Source organism: Bartonella sp. CL434QHHD (genome assembly GCF_042195145.1).
GTDB lineage: Bacteria > Pseudomonadota > Alphaproteobacteria > Rhizobiales > Rhizobiaceae > Bartonella.
In genome coordinates, this window is sequence record NZ_JBHINT010000006.1 from 1 (window position 1) to 16,077 (window position 16,077).

13 protein-coding genes are annotated in these 16,077 nt (G+C 34.5%); 10 read left to right on the forward strand and 3 right to left on the reverse strand.

Translation table 11 applies throughout. The features are described 5' to 3' along the window. Positions 1-448 precede the first annotated feature (448 nt). On the forward strand, positions 449-871 hold the full coding sequence (gene ndk, locus ACFILN_RS01020; RefSeq protein ID WP_375631370.1) for a nucleoside-diphosphate kinase: 423 nt from the start codon (positions 449-451) through the stop codon (positions 869-871). 329 nt (positions 872-1,200) lie between these two features. On the opposite strand, the gene pgsA is transcribed toward ndk, so the two are convergent. The 3 genes from pgsA to ACFILN_RS01035 all read right to left on the reverse strand — a co-directional run bounded on the left by pgsA (position 1,201) and on the right by ACFILN_RS01035 (position 5,095). Continuing rightward, a complete protein-coding gene (gene pgsA, locus ACFILN_RS01025; protein ID WP_273723320.1) occupies positions 1,201-1,782 on the reverse strand; it encodes a CDP-diacylglycerol--glycerol-3-phosphate 3-phosphatidyltransferase in 582 nt (193 codons plus the stop codon). A 72-nt stretch (positions 1,783-1,854) separates the two neighbouring features. After that, positions 1,855-3,834 (reverse strand): excinuclease ABC subunit UvrC, encoded by a 1,980-nt coding sequence (uvrC, locus tag ACFILN_RS01030; protein ID WP_375670673.1) that lies wholly within the window; start codon positions 3,832-3,834, stop codon positions 1,855-1,857. A gap of 397 nt (positions 3,835-4,231) precedes the next feature. Then, complete coding sequence (locus ACFILN_RS01035; protein WP_273791128.1) at positions 4,232-5,095, reverse strand: 23S rRNA (adenine(2030)-N(6))-methyltransferase RlmJ; 864 nt, start codon at positions 5,093-5,095, stop codon at positions 4,232-4,234. A gap of 1,644 nt (positions 5,096-6,739) precedes the next feature. On the opposite strand from ACFILN_RS01035, the gene tatA reads away from it, so the two are divergent. The 9 genes from tatA to ACFILN_RS01080 all read left to right on the forward strand — a co-directional run bounded on the left by tatA (position 6,740) and on the right by ACFILN_RS01080 (position 15,493). Further along, on the forward strand, positions 6,740-7,042 hold the full coding sequence (gene tatA, locus ACFILN_RS01040) for a twin-arginine translocase TatA/TatE family subunit (protein ID WP_375658302.1): 303 nt from the start codon (positions 6,740-6,742) through the stop codon (positions 7,040-7,042). Positions 7,043-7,097: 55 nt separating this feature from the next. Beyond that, positions 7,098-7,502 carry a twin-arginine translocase subunit TatB gene (locus ACFILN_RS01045; RefSeq protein ID WP_273791130.1) on the forward strand — a complete coding sequence of 135 codons (405 nt, stop codon included), beginning with the start codon at positions 7,098-7,100 and terminating at the stop codon, positions 7,500-7,502. Beyond that, a complete protein-coding gene (gene tatC / locus ACFILN_RS01050; protein ID WP_375637380.1) occupies positions 7,499-8,281 on the forward strand; it encodes a twin-arginine translocase subunit TatC in 783 nt (260 codons plus the stop codon). The genes ACFILN_RS01045 and tatC overlap by 4 nt, the downstream gene beginning before the upstream one ends. 61 nt (positions 8,282-8,342) lie before the next feature. After that, a complete protein-coding gene (gene serS, locus ACFILN_RS01055) occupies positions 8,343-9,620 on the forward strand; it encodes a serine--tRNA ligase (protein WP_375631757.1) in 1,278 nt (425 codons plus the stop codon). A 133-nt stretch (positions 9,621-9,753) separates the two neighbouring features. After that, on the forward strand, positions 9,754-10,413 hold the full coding sequence (locus ACFILN_RS01060; RefSeq protein ID WP_273791164.1) for a protein-L-isoaspartate(D-aspartate) O-methyltransferase: 660 nt from the start codon (positions 9,754-9,756) through the stop codon (positions 10,411-10,413). A gap of 155 nt (positions 10,414-10,568) precedes the next feature. Beyond that, positions 10,569-11,750: a peptidoglycan DD-metalloendopeptidase family protein gene (locus ACFILN_RS01065; RefSeq protein ID WP_375667425.1), complete on the forward strand. Its 1,182-nt coding sequence runs from the start codon at positions 10,569-10,571 to the stop codon at positions 11,748-11,750. Between the two features lie 683 nt (positions 11,751-12,433). Continuing rightward, positions 12,434-12,886, forward strand: a complete 453-nt coding sequence (gene yajC / locus ACFILN_RS01070) for a preprotein translocase subunit YajC (RefSeq protein WP_375637377.1) — start codon at positions 12,434-12,436, stop codon at positions 12,884-12,886. Between the two features lie 462 nt (positions 12,887-13,348). After that, positions 13,349-13,735, forward strand: coding sequence for an Mth938-like domain-containing protein (locus ACFILN_RS01075; RefSeq protein WP_273791135.1), 387 nt, complete (start codon positions 13,349-13,351; stop codon positions 13,733-13,735). 897 nt (positions 13,736-14,632) lie between these two features. Further along, entirely contained in the window at positions 14,633-15,493 is an 861-nt protein-coding gene (locus tag ACFILN_RS01080; RefSeq protein WP_375658303.1) for a phytoene/squalene synthase family protein, read from the forward strand. Positions 15,494-16,077 lie beyond the last annotated feature (584 nt).

Below are 16,077 nucleotides of genomic sequence, written 5' to 3' on the forward strand. Positions count from 1 at the left end.
ATATTAAAGGGCGTAAAACAAAACAGTCCCTTCAGGGAATTATAGGTGTACGCTATAGTTTCTAAATATATGGTTATTTTTAATTGATCTCAATGTGTGTAGAAGGATTTTCAAACCAAGTGTCTAGGTTCGTCCTCTTTAAAGAAGAAGGCTTTCAAAAAGATATATTTTTTGCATGTGAGTTTTTTCTTATGACTTTTTATTGCTTAAATGATAATTTTGATGGGAAGCATTTAAGATTATGAAAGAAGGTTCAATATTTATTGAGAGTCGGTAGCGCATCTTTATGATGGGATGAGCGATTGCAGGTATTTTTATTAAAGTTTTCTTTATAATTCATTCTATATTTTGAGAATTTGTGTAGATTTTTGCAGAGTCACTTGGCAAAGGGCTCCTTGCTCGCTATAGAAACAGTCAGAGAATGTTATAATGAAATAAAGGTGAGTAAATGGCTTTAGAGCGTACTTTTTCGATGATTAAACCAGATGCAACCCGTCGTAATTTGACTGGCGCAATTACTAAAATGCTTGAGGATGCGGAGCTACGTGTTATTGCGTCTAAACGTGTTTGGATGAGCAAACGTGAGGCTGAAAAATTTTATGCTATTCATAAAGAACGCCCTTTTTTTAGTGAATTGGTTGAATTCATGTCTTCTGGTCCAACCGTTGTACAAGTTTTGGAAGGCGAAAATGCAATAGCTAAAAACCGTGAAGTAATGGGGGCTACGAATCCTAGTGATGCAGAAGAAGGGACAATTCGTAAGGTTCATGCTTTATCGATTGGCGAAAATTCTGTCCATGGATCCGATAGTGCTGAAACGGCAAAAACAGAAATCGCCTTTTGGTTTTCTGAGATAGAAATTGTTGGTTAATAAAGCGTTTATAATAATAAAGCGTATATAAGAAGCAAAAATCCGAAACACTATATTTCGGTTTTTTGCTTATAAGATTATAGACTTTTTTGAAAGCATATGGAGCATTAATTGTTTTTTTAGCTTTTAATATTACAGCTGCTTTTACGAAAATATAAAGCCTATTTACTCTTTTTTGAAGAGCTTTTATCTATATACCACCCTTACTTGTAATGTGCAAAAAAGTGCTTGATTGATTTATCATTAATAAAAATAAATCAATCTTATGCTATTCTTATCTCTTATTTAAGTACAAAAAGATAAATTATCATTATAAATCTCCATACTCTTCATAGGATAACGTGTTTTAAACCTGCACGAAAATAATCCCACCCTGTCCACAATGTAAGGAGGGCAGAAATCCACAGCATAGTAATGCCAAACTCTACTGTGTAAGGGAAAATTTTATTACCGGCTGGTCCAGCTAAAAGAAATACAATAGCGATCATTTGTACAAAAGTTTTCCATTTTGCAAGACGAGAGACAGGAACACTAACTTTTAACTCAGCCAAATATTCACGTAATCCTGATACAAGAATTTCTCTGCAAAGAATGATAATAGCTGCCCATAGTGTCCACCCAGCGATGGTACTGTCTGCGGCAAGCAAGAGCAAACAAGCAGAGACGAGAAGTTTATCGGCAATTGGATCTAACATGCGACCAATATTGGATGTTTGTTCCCAAATACGAGCAAGGTAACCGTCAAGAAAGTCAGTAATGGATGCAACGATAAAAATGGAAACAGCAATCCAGCGAGTGATATCACTTGATTGTAGTCGCCCTTCTAAAAAAAAGCATGCAACAACCATTGGGACTGCAACAATTCGTGCATAAGTTAAAATATTTGGAAAAGAAAAAGTATGATTTTTCATGGAGCCATTTTTAATTCTTGTGAAAGAGAATATATTTCCTTAACGTAACAAGTCGAAGGTTATGAAACAAGCCTATTTTTCATGAAAATGGTTATGAATTTTTTGTGCAATTGTCATAGAAATTCCCGTAACTTTTTTTAAATCTTCAAATGAGGCACTAGCAACAGCTTTGGCACTTCCAAAATGATGAAGCAATGCACGCTTTCTTGTCGGACCGATATTTTCGATTTCATCAAGTGGGTTTTTGAATGTTGCTTTTTTTCGTTTTATCCTATGAGTTCCAATCGCAAAACGGTGTGCTTCATCACGCAGACGTTGCAAAAAATAGAGGATAGGATCACGTGGAGGAAGTGTAAAGGGGGGGATACCTTTTATAAAAAATCGTTCACGTCCCGCATGACGGTCAACACCTTTGGCGATTCCAACAACTGTGAAGAGATCATTTAATTGTAATTCAGCAAGTATTGCATGTACGCTGTTGATTTGTCCTTCACCACCATCGATTAAGATAAGGTCAGGCCAAATGGGAAAAAGATCATCATCTTTTATGTCATGACTTCTATTTGGCAGATCATACTCTTTGATAAGGCGTGAAAATCTTCGTTTAATCACTTCTTTCATCATGCCAAAATCATCGCTAGGCGTGATATCTGTTGAGCGAATGTTGAATTTTCGATATTGATTTTTAATAAATCCCATTTGACCAGCAACAATCATAGCCCCTACAGCATTTGTTCCCATGATATGAGAATTGTCATAGACTTCTATCCGGCGTGGAGGAACAGGTAGTTGGAATGTTTTAGCAAGACCTTGAAGCAATTTTGTATGGGTGGCTGTTTCAGAAAGCTTATGTTCAAGTGCTTCATGAGCATTGAGATAGGCACGATTAACAAGAGTTTTTCGTTCACCTTGTTTAGGTAAAGAGAGGGACACTTTGTGATTTGCTTTGAGACTAAATGCCTCTGTAAGAAGTGTCTTTTCTTCAATTTCTTCAGATAAAAGGATGCTTTTAGGAAGTGGTTTATCATCGTAAAATTGGGCAAGAAAACTCGCTAAAATTTCAGTGCGGGAAAAAGAGGGATCTGCTTTAGGAAAATAGGCACGGTTTCCCCAATTTTGCCCCATGCGAAAAAAGAACACTTGAATACAGGTCATTCCTTCTTTTTGCGCAATTGCAAATACATCCGCTTCTTTTATCGTTTGAGGATTAATACCTTGATGGCTTTGTATGTGAGAAAGGGCTGATAAGCGGTCACGATAGGAAGCTGCTTGTTCAAAATCGAGATTTTCAGCGGCTTTATGCATAGCTTGAACCATATCGCTTTTAATAGATTGATCTTTTCCCGAAAGGAACGCTTTTGCTCCTTTCACCAGTTCTTTATAATCACTGTCACTAATTTCATGAGTACAAGGTGCAGAACATCGCTTAATTTGATAAAGCAAGCAGGGGCGTGTACGGTTTTCAAAAACTGAATCAGTACAGGTTCGTAATAAAAAGACGCGTTGTAAAACATGAACTGTTTGTGTCACTGCACCAGCAGAAGCAAAAGGACCAAAATAGTGAGCTTTTCGTATTCGAGCACCACGATGTTTGTAAAGTGCAGGCACTCGATGATCATCTGTAATCATAATATAAGGAAAACTTTTATCATCACGTAGGAGTACATTAAAATGTGGATGCAATCTTTTGATGAGATTGGCTTCTAAAAGGAGTGCTTCTGTTTCTGTATGGGTGACGATAAATTCCATATGATATGTTGCACGAATCATGCGGGTAATACGATTATTGTGTCCTTGTTCACGTGTATAGTTTGAAACACGTTTTTTGAGATTACGGGCTTTTCCAACATAGAGAATATCACCATTTTCACCAATCATCCGGTAAACCCCTGGCTTATGCGGAAGGTGTCTAACAAACTCTTGTATGAACTTGATACCTTGGAATTGATTTTTCTCATAGCTTTGATTAGCATTATGCCATGTAATATTAGAGAGAAAAGAAAGTTTTTCCCGTTCATTTTGCGGACAATTTGTATTATTTTTCAGGACCATTCCGTTTATTACAAATATGTTGTTTGTTTAATATATGAAATATTCTTTTTTATTAAATAATGATTATTTATGTTTTTATAATTTTTTTCTATAAATAATATCTTATAGCATAAGAGTATGATTTTAGAGAGCCGATCTTTCATAAAAAATATGAGAGTTGTTATTCTAAGACAGCTTTATGAATTTGCCTAATTTATCCATTAAAATGATTGAATAGGAAATCCATGATGATTAAGAGGATAGACTTTCTAAAAGAAAAAAAATTAATTCACGCTGATCGTTATTAGCTTACCATTATAATATGTTGGTATTATCCAAAGAATCAAAGAACTTTATCATTTAATGCCTTTGTATTTTACAACATGATATTTGATTTAGAAAAAATATAGAGAAAAGTCTAACATAATAGATGTTCTTTTTGAAGCCACTTATGCGTTATTTGGGCATTTTCATCTTGTCCCAGACGGTTGATAAGAAAGGGGCTGAGTTTTTTCATTTCTTCTTCCAAAAGGTAGGGAGGGTTAATAATAATCATACCACTTCCATTCATTGTCGGTGGACTTGAACTTTTTCGGATACGCATTTCAAGCTGTAGAATCTTAGGAATTCCGGTTTGATAAAGCGCGTGAAGAAAACTTTCAATTTCTTTGTCATATTTAACAGGATACCATAAAGCGTAGATTCCTCCAGAAAAGCGACGATAGGCTTTCGTTAATCCATCAATAAGGCGGGAAAACTCTCCAGTTTTTTCAAAGGGAGGGTCAACAAGGATAAACCCACGTTTTTCTTTTGGTGGTACATGAGCATTTAAGGAAAGCCAACCATCTAAATGCAGAACTTTTGTCTGATAATCTCCTGCAAAGTTTTTTGCTAAAATATGATAATCTTCATTGTGCAATTCTATTGCGGTGAGGCGATCTTGTTTCCGTAATAATTGACGAATAAGAACAGGAGATCCAGGATAAAATACAATTTCTTTTTCCCCTTTATTGAGGGCATCAATGATATCACACCATGGACAAAGGAGTGTTCTTAAATCTTCTGGGATAGGAGTTGAAAAAAGTCGTTGGACACCTTCGCGCCACTCTCCTGTTTTATATGCTTCTAAAGAAGAAAGGTCATAAATACCGATTCCAGCATGCGTATCTATAACGCGAAAAGCTTTTTCTTTGCGTTTGAGATATTCTACAATGCGAGTGACAATAATGTGTTTAAAAACATCAGCAAAATTGCCAGCATGATAAATATGCCGATAATTCATGGAGTAAACTCTATCATATGTATAACTGTACCGGATTATTAGCATAGAATAATAGAATTGATATCCATAAAAATATTCTTATAGAAATCAAACAATACCCTCACTCCCACATTATACACTACAGAAAAAATATTAATGTCATCGGAGCATTTATTCACAAGGCTATTTTTATATTATGAGATTAATCGTTAAAATTTTAAATTTTTTATATGAAAGATAGACAAGAAGAGATCAAACATTTCATATAGAGATATTTATGTTGTAAGAGATTTTTCTTTATGATCGCGGACTCTTCCAGGAATACTATAAAAAACACTCAATTAACGAGAATATTAGTGAAGTTTTTTGAAAAATTGAAGGGTATCTTTCAAATTCATTCATAAATTTTCTTGTTTAAAGATTAAAGAATTTCAAATGCTTGATAAAAACATTGTTACATTTATAAGTTTTTTTAGCGAGCGTAAAATTATGGATAGAGCAATAAAGTGCTGGTGTTATAGTGATAGATTTTTGTAAAAGTGTGAATGAATCTCATTGCTTTAAGCAGAGCCAAAGCTTTACATTATACACGCTAAATAGCTAGGTTATTGTGTATGATGCTAAAATAAAACTTTTGAAAATTGATATGTGCTCTGCAAGCGATCTCAATAAAAATGAGGAATTTTAAACTAAAGTAAATAGGTTTATCTATCTCTAACACTATATTATCGAGCGGCTTTATGAGGTAATCTTATAAAAAAGGCTAGGATAAGAAATTCTTTTTATATGGATTATGCTTCGATACCATGCTTTTGATTGAATGTAATTTTCTATTCATGCCCATTCTGTTTTCAATACTGAGATAGGTTAAACACATGATATTATGAGAACGCATGCCCAGAATCCGGAGACGTGTAATAGTTAGAGCATACAGTGGCTTAGAGAGCTAGTTATATGGAGGTATTTTCTGAATAAAGGCGCAAGCTGGTACCTTTTTTATTTTTTAGCAGTATTGCCATACCTCTTGGCACTTGAGTTAGTTCATAAAGTGCATTTTTACTCTTTCCGCTAATAGTTTTTATTTACACGCCAGATATTTAACTGAACGCGATGATGGCTCATATTTCGTATTGTACATAGAATAATGAATGATAAAATTCCTACCCCAACGCAAAGAATAAATGTTGTGCGTAAGATGATAGTTTTTGAAGAGACTGATGATGTGTTAAGAAAGTTTTTTAGAGATTTTTCTTTCTGAATTTTTTAATTGAATACGTAAAGTGTTTTACAACATGTTATGATCTTTATCAGTAAAGGATAATTTGACGGAAATGTTTGTAATGATACGTAAAACATTGTGTAAAAGGAGAGACATTAGCTATAGTATTTACAGGAAGATGAGTAACCTAGGAGATCAGATGAAGTTATTTTAGAAAAGTTTTTAAGTGTTTTGAATTTTGTATGAGGCGGTTTATCATTGTTGAATGGTTTGTGTTATAGTACGCTAAAAAGGGATGAGAGGATAAAAAGTTCTTTTGCAATAAAAGCGTGTAATTGTTTTTAAGTTAAGAAGAAAATATACAAGTAAGATATTATTTTGATACATTCTTCAGAGGAAGCATGAATAAATGAAATCAAATTTAAAAGCATAAGTTAGAGAGAGTAATGGGTAATATTTTTTCACCAACGCATTTAATTATAATTTTATTGATTATCTTTGTGCTTTTCGGTCGCGGTAAAATTTCTGAATTAATGGGCGATGTTGCTAAGGGAATTAAAGCCTTCAAAAAAAATATGAAGGAAGAAGATGACAGCATTGAGGATAAAGTTGAAATGGCTCCTACTTCCCAAATAATTGATGTAGAATCTCAACAATCTCAGCCGTTATCGGTAAAATATGCAACAGCGCGCAGAAAGGTTTCTTCTGCTTCTAAAAAAAGCAAAACATCTGTTGCTAAAAAACAGTAACAAAAACGCAATCATCATTGTGCATTATTTTTTGATGAGAAAGTCGAATTAAGAGATGTTTGGGATTGACGGACCAGAGTTTATCGTAATCTTACTTGTTCTCATCATTGTCGTTGGACCGAAAGATTTACCTAAAATATTAAAGACAGTAGCAAAGATAAGAGCGTATGTGTATTCAACAGCAAATGAACTTCGTCATCAGTTTGATGATGTAATAAAACAAATCGAGCGCGATGATTTGCAAAAAGTATGTTCGGATATTAGCGATTCAAGCAAGAAGTTGGCAGAAACTTTTGATCCCATTCAAAATACATTAGAAGATATCCACGATAATTTGGATGTTAAGGCAACACACCATAAATCAAAAAAAGATAAAGAAATTTTGGAATGCGATCAAAACGTAACCAATAAAGATACGACAGTATCTATTGCTTCTAAAGATAAAGAAGATATGTCATGAATGTTAAGAAAGATGAAGTTGATGCCCATATGGCACCACTTTTAGAACATTTAATTGAACTTCGTCAGCGAATTATTGCTGCCTTGGTTGCATTTATGATCGCTTTTATGATGTGTTTTCTTGTTAAAGATTATATCTTAATTTTTTTACTATGGCCATATCAGTGGGCAATGAAAATAGCAGGGGGTAATCCTGAGGGTATTCGTTTGCAATCAACGCAAGTATGGGAAACTTTTTTAACGAAGATGAAGCTTTCTGCTTTTGGGGGAATTATTTTATCTTTTCCCTATACGGCTTTTCAGTTTTATAGTTTTATTGCACCAGGGCTTTATAAAAATGAGCGGATGGCTTTTTTACCATTTCTCATTGGGGGGCCTATTTTATTTTGTATTGGGGGAGCGTTTGTTTATGGTCTATTAGCGCCAATAATACTATGGTTTAGCCTTTCTCAACAATTTCTTCCAGATGTTCATTTAAAAATAGAGTTTATAGTGCGTATTTCTGATTATTTGGGCTTTATGACATCATTTATCCTAATTTTTGGTTTGATTTTTCAATTACCTCTTGTCATCAGTCTTTTAACAAAAATTGGATTTTTAACGTCTTATGATTTGGCGTCTAAACGAAAATGGGCTATTTTGCTCTCTTTTATTATTGCGGCAATCATAACGCCGTCGGATTTTTTTACGATGTTTGCAGTGGCTTTACCAACGATAGCACTTTACGAGATTTCAATTTTAATTGCTTACAGTATAGAAAAGAGAAGAAAATCCGCTTAAGAAAAGTGTATAATCTTATGCGATAAGGAATGAATAAAAACAATATAAATGAGGAATTTTTATGCTTGATATTAAGTGGATTCGTGACAATCCTGAGAAATTAGATAAAGCACTCGTAAGTAGAGGTCTTGAGCCACAAGCTGAAAGGTTAATACAACTTGATCTTGCACGTCGGTCGCATATTGCTAAGGTGCAATTGGCACAGGAACGTCGCAATGCTGTTTCAAAGGAAATAGGACAGGCTTTAGCGGTATCGGATCAGCAAATGGCTGAACGTCTTAGAGCTGAAGTTGAAGAGATTAAAGCTTTTCTTTCCTCTGCAACAGTGGAAGAAAAACAGCTGACGGAGAGTCTTGAGAAAATTCTTTCAGCACTTCCAAATATTCCATTAGATGATGTTCCAGAAGGTAAAGATGAAAGTGATAATGTCGTCATTCGACATTTTGGTACACCTCCAACATTTAATTTTACACCAAAGGAACATTTTGATCTTGGTCAAGATCTCAAGCAGATGAATTTTGAACGAGCTAGTCGTTTGTCTGGAACACGTTTTACAGTACTTTCAGGGGCATTAGCACGGCTAGAACGAGCATTAGGCCAGTTTATGCTTGATGTGCATGTCAATGAGAATGGTTACACAGAAGTCTCAATACCTCTTCTTGTTCGTGATGAAATTGTTTACGGAGCAGCACAATTACCGAAATTTGCTGAAGACCTTTTTCGTACAACAGATGGTCGATGGCTTATTTCCACAGCAGAAGTGCCATTAACCAATTTGGTCAACGATGAAATTCTTGAAATATCAGATTTACCACTGCGATTTTCTTCTTTATCTCCCTGTTTTCGTTCAGAGGCGGGAGCAGCCGGTCGTGATACGCGCGGTATGTTGCGTCAGCATCAATTTTGGAAAGTTGAAATGGTCTCGATTACCAGTGAAGAGCAGTCTTTAATTGAATTAGAACGTATGACGGAATGTGCAGAAGATATATTAAAGCGGCTTGGTTTGCCTTTTCGCACAGTGGTTCTTTCTACTGGTGATATGGGGTTTGCAGCGCGTAAAACCTATGACATCGAGGTTTGGCTTCCTGGTCAAGAATGTTATCGTGAAATTTCTAGCTGTTCAGTTTGTGGAGATTTTCAAGGTCGTCGTATGAATGCGCGCTATCGTAAAGAAGGCGATAAAAAATTGCATTTTGTTCATAGCCTTAATGGTTCTGGTACGGCTGTTGGACGTTGTCTTATTGCCGTACTTGAAAATTATCAACAGGCTGATGGATCAATTATTATTCCAGATGTTTTACAACCTTATATGGGAGGCATGCGCTGTATTACTGCTTAATTTTACGAAAGGAGAGACAATATGCGTTTATTGCCAAGAGGTGATGATACACAGACGCAAGTTTTTGCCATTTTAAAAGAAGCAGTTTGTCAGTATGATAAAAGTGTACCTCCATTGGAGATTGAATGATACTATGGGGCAAAAGGGTATTTTACAATTTCGTGAGGAGTTAGCCGCTCTTGTACTGAAAATGCGTAGCAAAGGCATTGATGACGTGCGATTTTTTTCGGCATTAGAGAAAATTCCGCGTCAACAGTTTGTTGCTGCTCCTTGGTTCAATAGTGCTTATGATAATAAAGTTATTCCCCTTGAGTGTGGTGAATATATGGAACGTTTGGAAGAACAACTCTTAATTCTTTCGGCATTATCGTTGAAAAAAAGGCATCGTGTCTTAGAAATTGGTACAGGATCTGGTTTTTGTACTGCTCTTATGGCATGTCTGAGTGACCGCGTGACAACGATTGATCGTTATAAAACGCTTGTTGATTTAGCACGCCAAAAATTTCAAACTTTAGGAATTGAAAATATTGTTATAAGGCAGATTGATGGAAGTCATAGTGTGACAGGCTTAGGATCATTTGATCGCATTCTTATTTGGCCATCACGTTTTGATGAACCAAAGGAATTTTTAGAACTTTTAGCTGAAAATGGAATTCTCATTCAGGCGATAGGACCTGACGAAGGGGTACAAACGGTGACGCGCTATACAAAAATTGGTAGTCGATTTGAGTGTTTAGAACTGTTCCAAGTGCGTTACCAACCTTTTATTAAAGGCATTGCGGAGATACTTTAATTTTTAAAAGCTAAGAAGTTTCTGCAAATTGTCTACGTTAAATTCATTTTGATCTTATATAAAGATATTTATGAATAAAACATCTCATTTTAACTCTTCGGTAATTTAAAAAAGCTTTAATGGAGTGAGTTGATTATTGATGAGTGAGCAAAACGATGTATCTAAAAGCTTTGGATAATATTTTCCAGCATAATTTTCAGAGAATAACTTTGTTAGCGGTGGTAACTATTGTTGCTGGTTGTAGTTCTGGTACACAGCGTTTTTCCAATACGTTCTCTCATCGTACGGTATCATCTCAATCAAATATATCAAGCACTATGTATACAGATCCGCGAATGCTATCATACGGTAGTGGTATGATACAAAGCACTGAATTGCCACCTGTGGAATCAGGTGATGATTCGTGGGGAGATGACAATTCTCCCTATAATTTTCCACATCAAGATAGGATAACTTCTTCTGATGGTCGCGTTATGGGCTCCCCTCCACGTAATCTTGGAACACTTTCTCGTTCACAAATGGATAAATCTCCTATTTTTCGGCGGAATTCTTATATTGTCCAGAGTGGAGATACACTGCTCAGTATTGCACGACAAGTAGGGGTTAGTGTTGAGGCATTAAAATTAGCAAATGGTATAAACAGCAATTCCATTTATATCGGTCAGGTACTGGTTGTTCCAAGCAGGCGTACATTAGCAGCTTCAAATGCACACAATAATAACGATTGGGCAGTGTCAACAACAGAATCTGCATCCCAATCTCAAGTGATGTCCTCTATAAAAAACAAGAAGTCCTCTCCTATATATAAAGCTCCTGTAACAACGCCACCCTCTGCAAAGATGAACAAATCAAGTTCTGAGAAAAATTTTTCTAAACAAATGACGCAATTGAAACATGAGACTGGTTTGTCAAGTACTGTTACGAATACAGATAATATGACGACTCCGCAAGCCACAGGAATTTCTAAGATGCGTTGGCCAGTACGAGGGCGTTTATTAAGCCAGTTCGGTCAAAAAAAGGGAACAGTAATGAATCGAGGAATAGATATTGCAGTGCCTGAAGGGTCTTCGGTAAAGGCGGCAGAAAATGGTGTGGTTATTTACGCGGGAGATGGATTAAAAGAGCTTGGTAATGTTGTGATGATTCGACATGAAAATGATATTATCACTATTTATGGATGTAATAGTAAGCTTGTTGTTAACAAAGGACAAAGGATAAGGCGCGGTGATGAGATTGCTAAATCTGGTGTTTCAGGAAATGTTAAAACGCCACGTGTCTATTTTGAGATGCGTAAGAATTCATTACCTGTTGATCCCCTTAAATATTTAGAAAACTAATTTATTGATGACTTTTACATTTGAATAGTCTTACAGTTTATAGAAAATTCATGAAAAACAATTGATTTTCTTAAATCAATAACATTGCAGCAAAAAATCATTGGTTTCAGGAGAGTAGTTCGTGGGGGGCGTTAGATATTACCATCTTTGTATTTATGAAAGTGTAAGACAATAGTATCATACTATTTGTCAGCTTTGAGTGTTCCAATTGCTCTTGCATTTGAGAGAAGCATGAAAAAAAATTTCACGCCTTTCTTAAAAAGTTTTTATCTACAGGCTCATTTCATATGTGTGACGTGCAAGAAAATCGTTTTGATTAATTCAGAAGGTTTGAAATAAGAGCGTTTTATTGTATTTAGATCTGTCGTTCGATATCAAAAACGATAAATTATCTATATAAATTAAGTTTGTTCATTAGAAAAATTATCTTGTATAATTTATTGAGTTAGTGAAAAGATTTATATTGTAGGATATACAATAGGGGAAAGTGAATCTATTTTTTAAGATTTTTCTCATTGTATTTTGGTATTCTGCCTCTTAAGGATTTATTGTATTTTTGTAAAGCTGTGATTAGATTATGTAGTTATTGCTTTTTATGATAAATTCTTTAGGAATTTTTTCTGTATCGGAATTTCATTTTAATAGAGTGGGAAATACCTGAGGTTTAACTATAGGAGATAAAAATGTTTATGACGAACGCTTATGCTCAAGTTGCAGGCGATGTTTCCGGTGGAATTTCATTTGCTAACGCTGTCCCATTCATTTTAATTTTTGCAATTATGTATTTTTTTATGATTCGTCCACAGCGTGCCCAAATGAAAAAACGCCAAGAAATGCTTAATGCAGTACGTCGTGGTGATACAGTTATAACGGGTGGTGGTATTATCGGCAAGGTTACGAAGGTTCACGACGAGAGTGGTGAATTAGAGGTTGAAATTGGTGAGAGTATAAATATTCGTGTTATTCGCTCAACATTAGCTGATGTGCGCGTTAAAGGTGAGCCGATTGCAGAAAAAAAATCAAAACTTAATGCTAAAGCAAAAACACCACAAAAGTCTAAATCTAAAACGACAACGAAAGAAGATATGAGTATCTCTGAAGAGAAAAAAGCTATATCAAAGGAAAATGCATCTTAAGGTGTAATGGCAGTTTATTACATTTTTTAAGCATTTTTGTAAAAAGCTTGGCAAGATCAAGACAATTTCATTGGAAAAGGGGCTTTTATAGTGGATACAGAAAATGGAGTTTTTGTTTTCTTTAGATTATTAAAATAGTTGCTTTATTTATAGAATATTACGCAATTTTTTTCTGTTTTTTAAATAAGATCATTGTTTTTATAAAAAGAAATTTGTGAGTAAATAAGCTGAGGAAACTTTTTAAAAGATAGATTTATTGAAGCAGGTATAGCAATTTATCGCGATTTATTACCAAATTTTCCTATATTTGTTGTATGAGAAGATTAGGGTATTATATAAAAATTTTCACTTCAGTACTAGGTTATGGTTAACATATCAATGTTTATATCAGCCTTACTTTAATTTTTATGGTGAGAAGTAGCAAAGACAATTGGATTATTCAAAAATAAAAGGTGCTTATTCATGTTCGATGCAATTCAAATTCGTGAAGCACATTTTCCAAGTCGCGCACCTATTGATGCTTATGGAAATGGTGGGTTTCGTTTTGCTGATATGTCTCATAGAGGTTCTATTATTTGTGTACCATCAGGTATTTATGGCATTGACATGGCAGGGCCTATTCCCACTCAAGGGGATATATCTCGTGTTTTAGAAGAAGCTTCTGAAATCGAAGTTTTATTAATAGGTACTGGAATTGAATTATTACGATTACCTGAAGAGTTACGGGTGCTTTTAGGGGAAAAACGTATTTCATCAGATACAATGAGTACGGGAGCGGCGGTGCGTACATTTAATGTTTTATTGGCTGAAGATCGCGCTGTTGCGGCGTTATTATTTGCGGTAGAATAGAGTATTGTTTAATAAAACAAATGCTCTCGTCTAGATGAAAGACTTGTGCGATTATTTTTCTGCGCCGTAAAGTACCGTCGTTTAAGGCGGTGATATAAGGGTATAGAATATACATAACTTAACATATTAAAGTGTTTTTAAATACAAAAGTGTTTTTAAATACAGCGGCAAGTATTTAGGACAAAGCTTGCTCGTCGTTCCTAATGAATCACATGAGTGATCAACTCTTGGCACTTGAGACAGTTCATAAGAGGCATTTTTAGTTCTTTCTCATACAGTTGTTACCTACAAGCCAGTTACGCTTGGGACGTGCAAGGGAATGGTTTTTATTAATTTAACCTGGAATTGGTTTGAAATGAAAGCATATCTACGATATTTGGTATTCTAATTTAACATACAAAACAACAAATTATGATTATAAATAAATGTATTGATAGTAACAGAAACTCACCGAGAGCAATTAGACTTTTTACAAATTGGTATTGGTAAGAACCTTTGTCTTTTAGGATGGGGAGGAGGTCAATGAGTTGATGAAGTTTTTGTGATCAGTGCATTTTTTATAAAATAACATTGTCATCTATCCACTGAAAAAGTGTTTTTCGTTGTTTGTTGTTCAAGTTTTACTATGCATGTTACGATTGTTTTTTAGCTTTTTTACTGCAAATGAAAACTTGAAGTCCTATAAGATAAGTTTTATCAGAAAAATTATTTATTTAATTTTTTTCTTTCTAAAACGAAAAGTGACTAGAAAAGAAACTTTAATTCACAATACAGTTAAGAGACACATTTAAAAATCTTATTTTCTGAACTGTATTTGCTTATCCTTCATTTTTTAATATGAATAAAAAGAGGATATTAATTTAATTGCTAAAAAAGGGACGTTAATAGGTTCATAGAATGATAGGCTCTCTTCCTTATTGTCTTGATATTTTACGTACCATAGATCGTGATCGCTATATATCAGTTTTATTTGCACCTAAAAAAAAGCGCCAAGCATTGGCTGCTCTTTATGTATTTAATGCTGAAGTTTCTCGTATCCGCGAAAGTGTACATGATCCACTCATAGGAGAAATACGGTTACGTTGGTGGTATGATGCTATTGCTCATGGTGAAATGCAAATGAGTGGAAACAATCCGATTTTGAATGATTTATTAAAAGCAATGACTCTTTTTAATTTACCTAAGACAGCTTTTTTACGTTATTGTGATGCGCAAATTTTAGATCTTTATCACAATCCAATAGAAACACTTCATGATCTAGAGCATTATTGTGGTGAGACAGCAGGCATAATTTTACAGCTTTCTTGTCAGATACTAGATCCTGAAACTGCACAAGAGTTTACAGATATCTATGAACATGGAGGGATTTCTCAAGGGTTAAGCGGTGTATTGCGTCTTTTATCATTCATGCAATCACGATATCAATATTATTTACCTACTGATATATTAAAGGCTGTAGGAGTGAATAGGGAAGATTTAGAATCCCATCGTCTCAGTGATCAACAAAAGGGTCGTATTGTTGAAGCTATGGTAGCATTATCGCGCGATCATTATACCCAATTTTACGAGTATTCTTGTACTTTACCTAGAATTCTTAAGCCAGCTTTTCTTCCATTGGTCATTGTACCGGCTTCTCTTCAAAAAGCTATACAGCTGGGGGCAGCAATTTTTCAAGAGAGTGCAACTTTGCCATTGATATATCGCTATTGGTTGATAACAAGGGCAGCAATAAGCGGCAATTTTCCAAAGATACTGTAAAAGAATATTACTACGTTGGAATGCGTAACATGGAGACTGATTTTCTCATATGAAGATAAAAGGAGCCATTGTGATTCCAAACCATTTTTTTGTTATAAAAAATGTTGATGTTTTGGTTGTTATGAACGCAAAAGAATAAGAAATTTTATGATCTTGAAAATACAGTGTATTTCTTCATCAGTAATATGTTTTATTCAGTGTATTGGATGGGTGAGATGCAGATAAAGAAAAACATGAGATAAATCTTAATACATTGGTTTGTTGGATGAAGAACTTTTAAGTACTCTGCATGTATTGATTGTAGCTCATTTGCAAATGAAATAAAATTTCTATTTTATGAGAGAAGTTATCTTAGCAGTCTATAAGTCTATAAAAAACTCTTATTTTTGAGAAATTATAACATCATAATTGATGACTGTTATGATTTATGAGTATATTGATTTATAATGATAATTCGTTTTTTCTCATATTGAATGAGAGTCTTGAATAGAAAAAGATTTCTCCATTTTTATAATGAATTTTAAAAATAGTTTTTTTGTATATTATAAGTTTGGTGTGTAAATGAAATCATTTAAGGAAGAAGC

What these genes read in the sequence shown, in the direction of transcription:
- ndk (WP_375631370.1), top strand. Translation starts at nt 449, where the DNA reads ATGGCTTTAGAGCGTACTTTTTCGATGATTAAACCAGATGCAACCCGT.
- pgsA (WP_273723320.1), bottom strand. Translation starts at nt 1,782, where the DNA reads ATGAAAAATCATACTTTTTCTTTTCCAAATATTTTAACTTATGCACGA.
- uvrC (WP_375670673.1), bottom strand. Translation starts at nt 3,834, where the DNA reads ATGGTCCTGAAAAATAATACAAATTGTCCGCAAAATGAACGGGAAAAA.
- ACFILN_RS01035 (WP_273791128.1), bottom strand. Translation starts at nt 5,095, where the DNA reads ATGAATTATCGGCATATTTATCATGCTGGCAATTTTGCTGATGTTTTT.
- tatA (WP_375658302.1), top strand. Translation starts at nt 6,740, where the DNA reads ATGGGTAATATTTTTTCACCAACGCATTTAATTATAATTTTATTGATT.
- ACFILN_RS01045 (WP_273791130.1), top strand. Translation starts at nt 7,098, where the DNA reads ATGTTTGGGATTGACGGACCAGAGTTTATCGTAATCTTACTTGTTCTC.
- tatC (WP_375637380.1), top strand. Translation starts at nt 7,499, where the DNA reads ATGAATGTTAAGAAAGATGAAGTTGATGCCCATATGGCACCACTTTTA.
- serS (WP_375631757.1), top strand. Translation starts at nt 8,343, where the DNA reads ATGCTTGATATTAAGTGGATTCGTGACAATCCTGAGAAATTAGATAAA.
- ACFILN_RS01060 (WP_273791164.1), top strand. Translation starts at nt 9,754, where the DNA reads ATGGGGCAAAAGGGTATTTTACAATTTCGTGAGGAGTTAGCCGCTCTT.
- ACFILN_RS01065 (WP_375667425.1), top strand. Translation starts at nt 10,569, where the DNA reads ATGTATCTAAAAGCTTTGGATAATATTTTCCAGCATAATTTTCAGAGA.
- yajC (WP_375637377.1), top strand. Translation starts at nt 12,434, where the DNA reads ATGTTTATGACGAACGCTTATGCTCAAGTTGCAGGCGATGTTTCCGGT.
- ACFILN_RS01075 (WP_273791135.1), top strand. Translation starts at nt 13,349, where the DNA reads ATGTTCGATGCAATTCAAATTCGTGAAGCACATTTTCCAAGTCGCGCA.
- ACFILN_RS01080 (WP_375658303.1), top strand. Translation starts at nt 14,633, where the DNA reads ATGATAGGCTCTCTTCCTTATTGTCTTGATATTTTACGTACCATAGAT.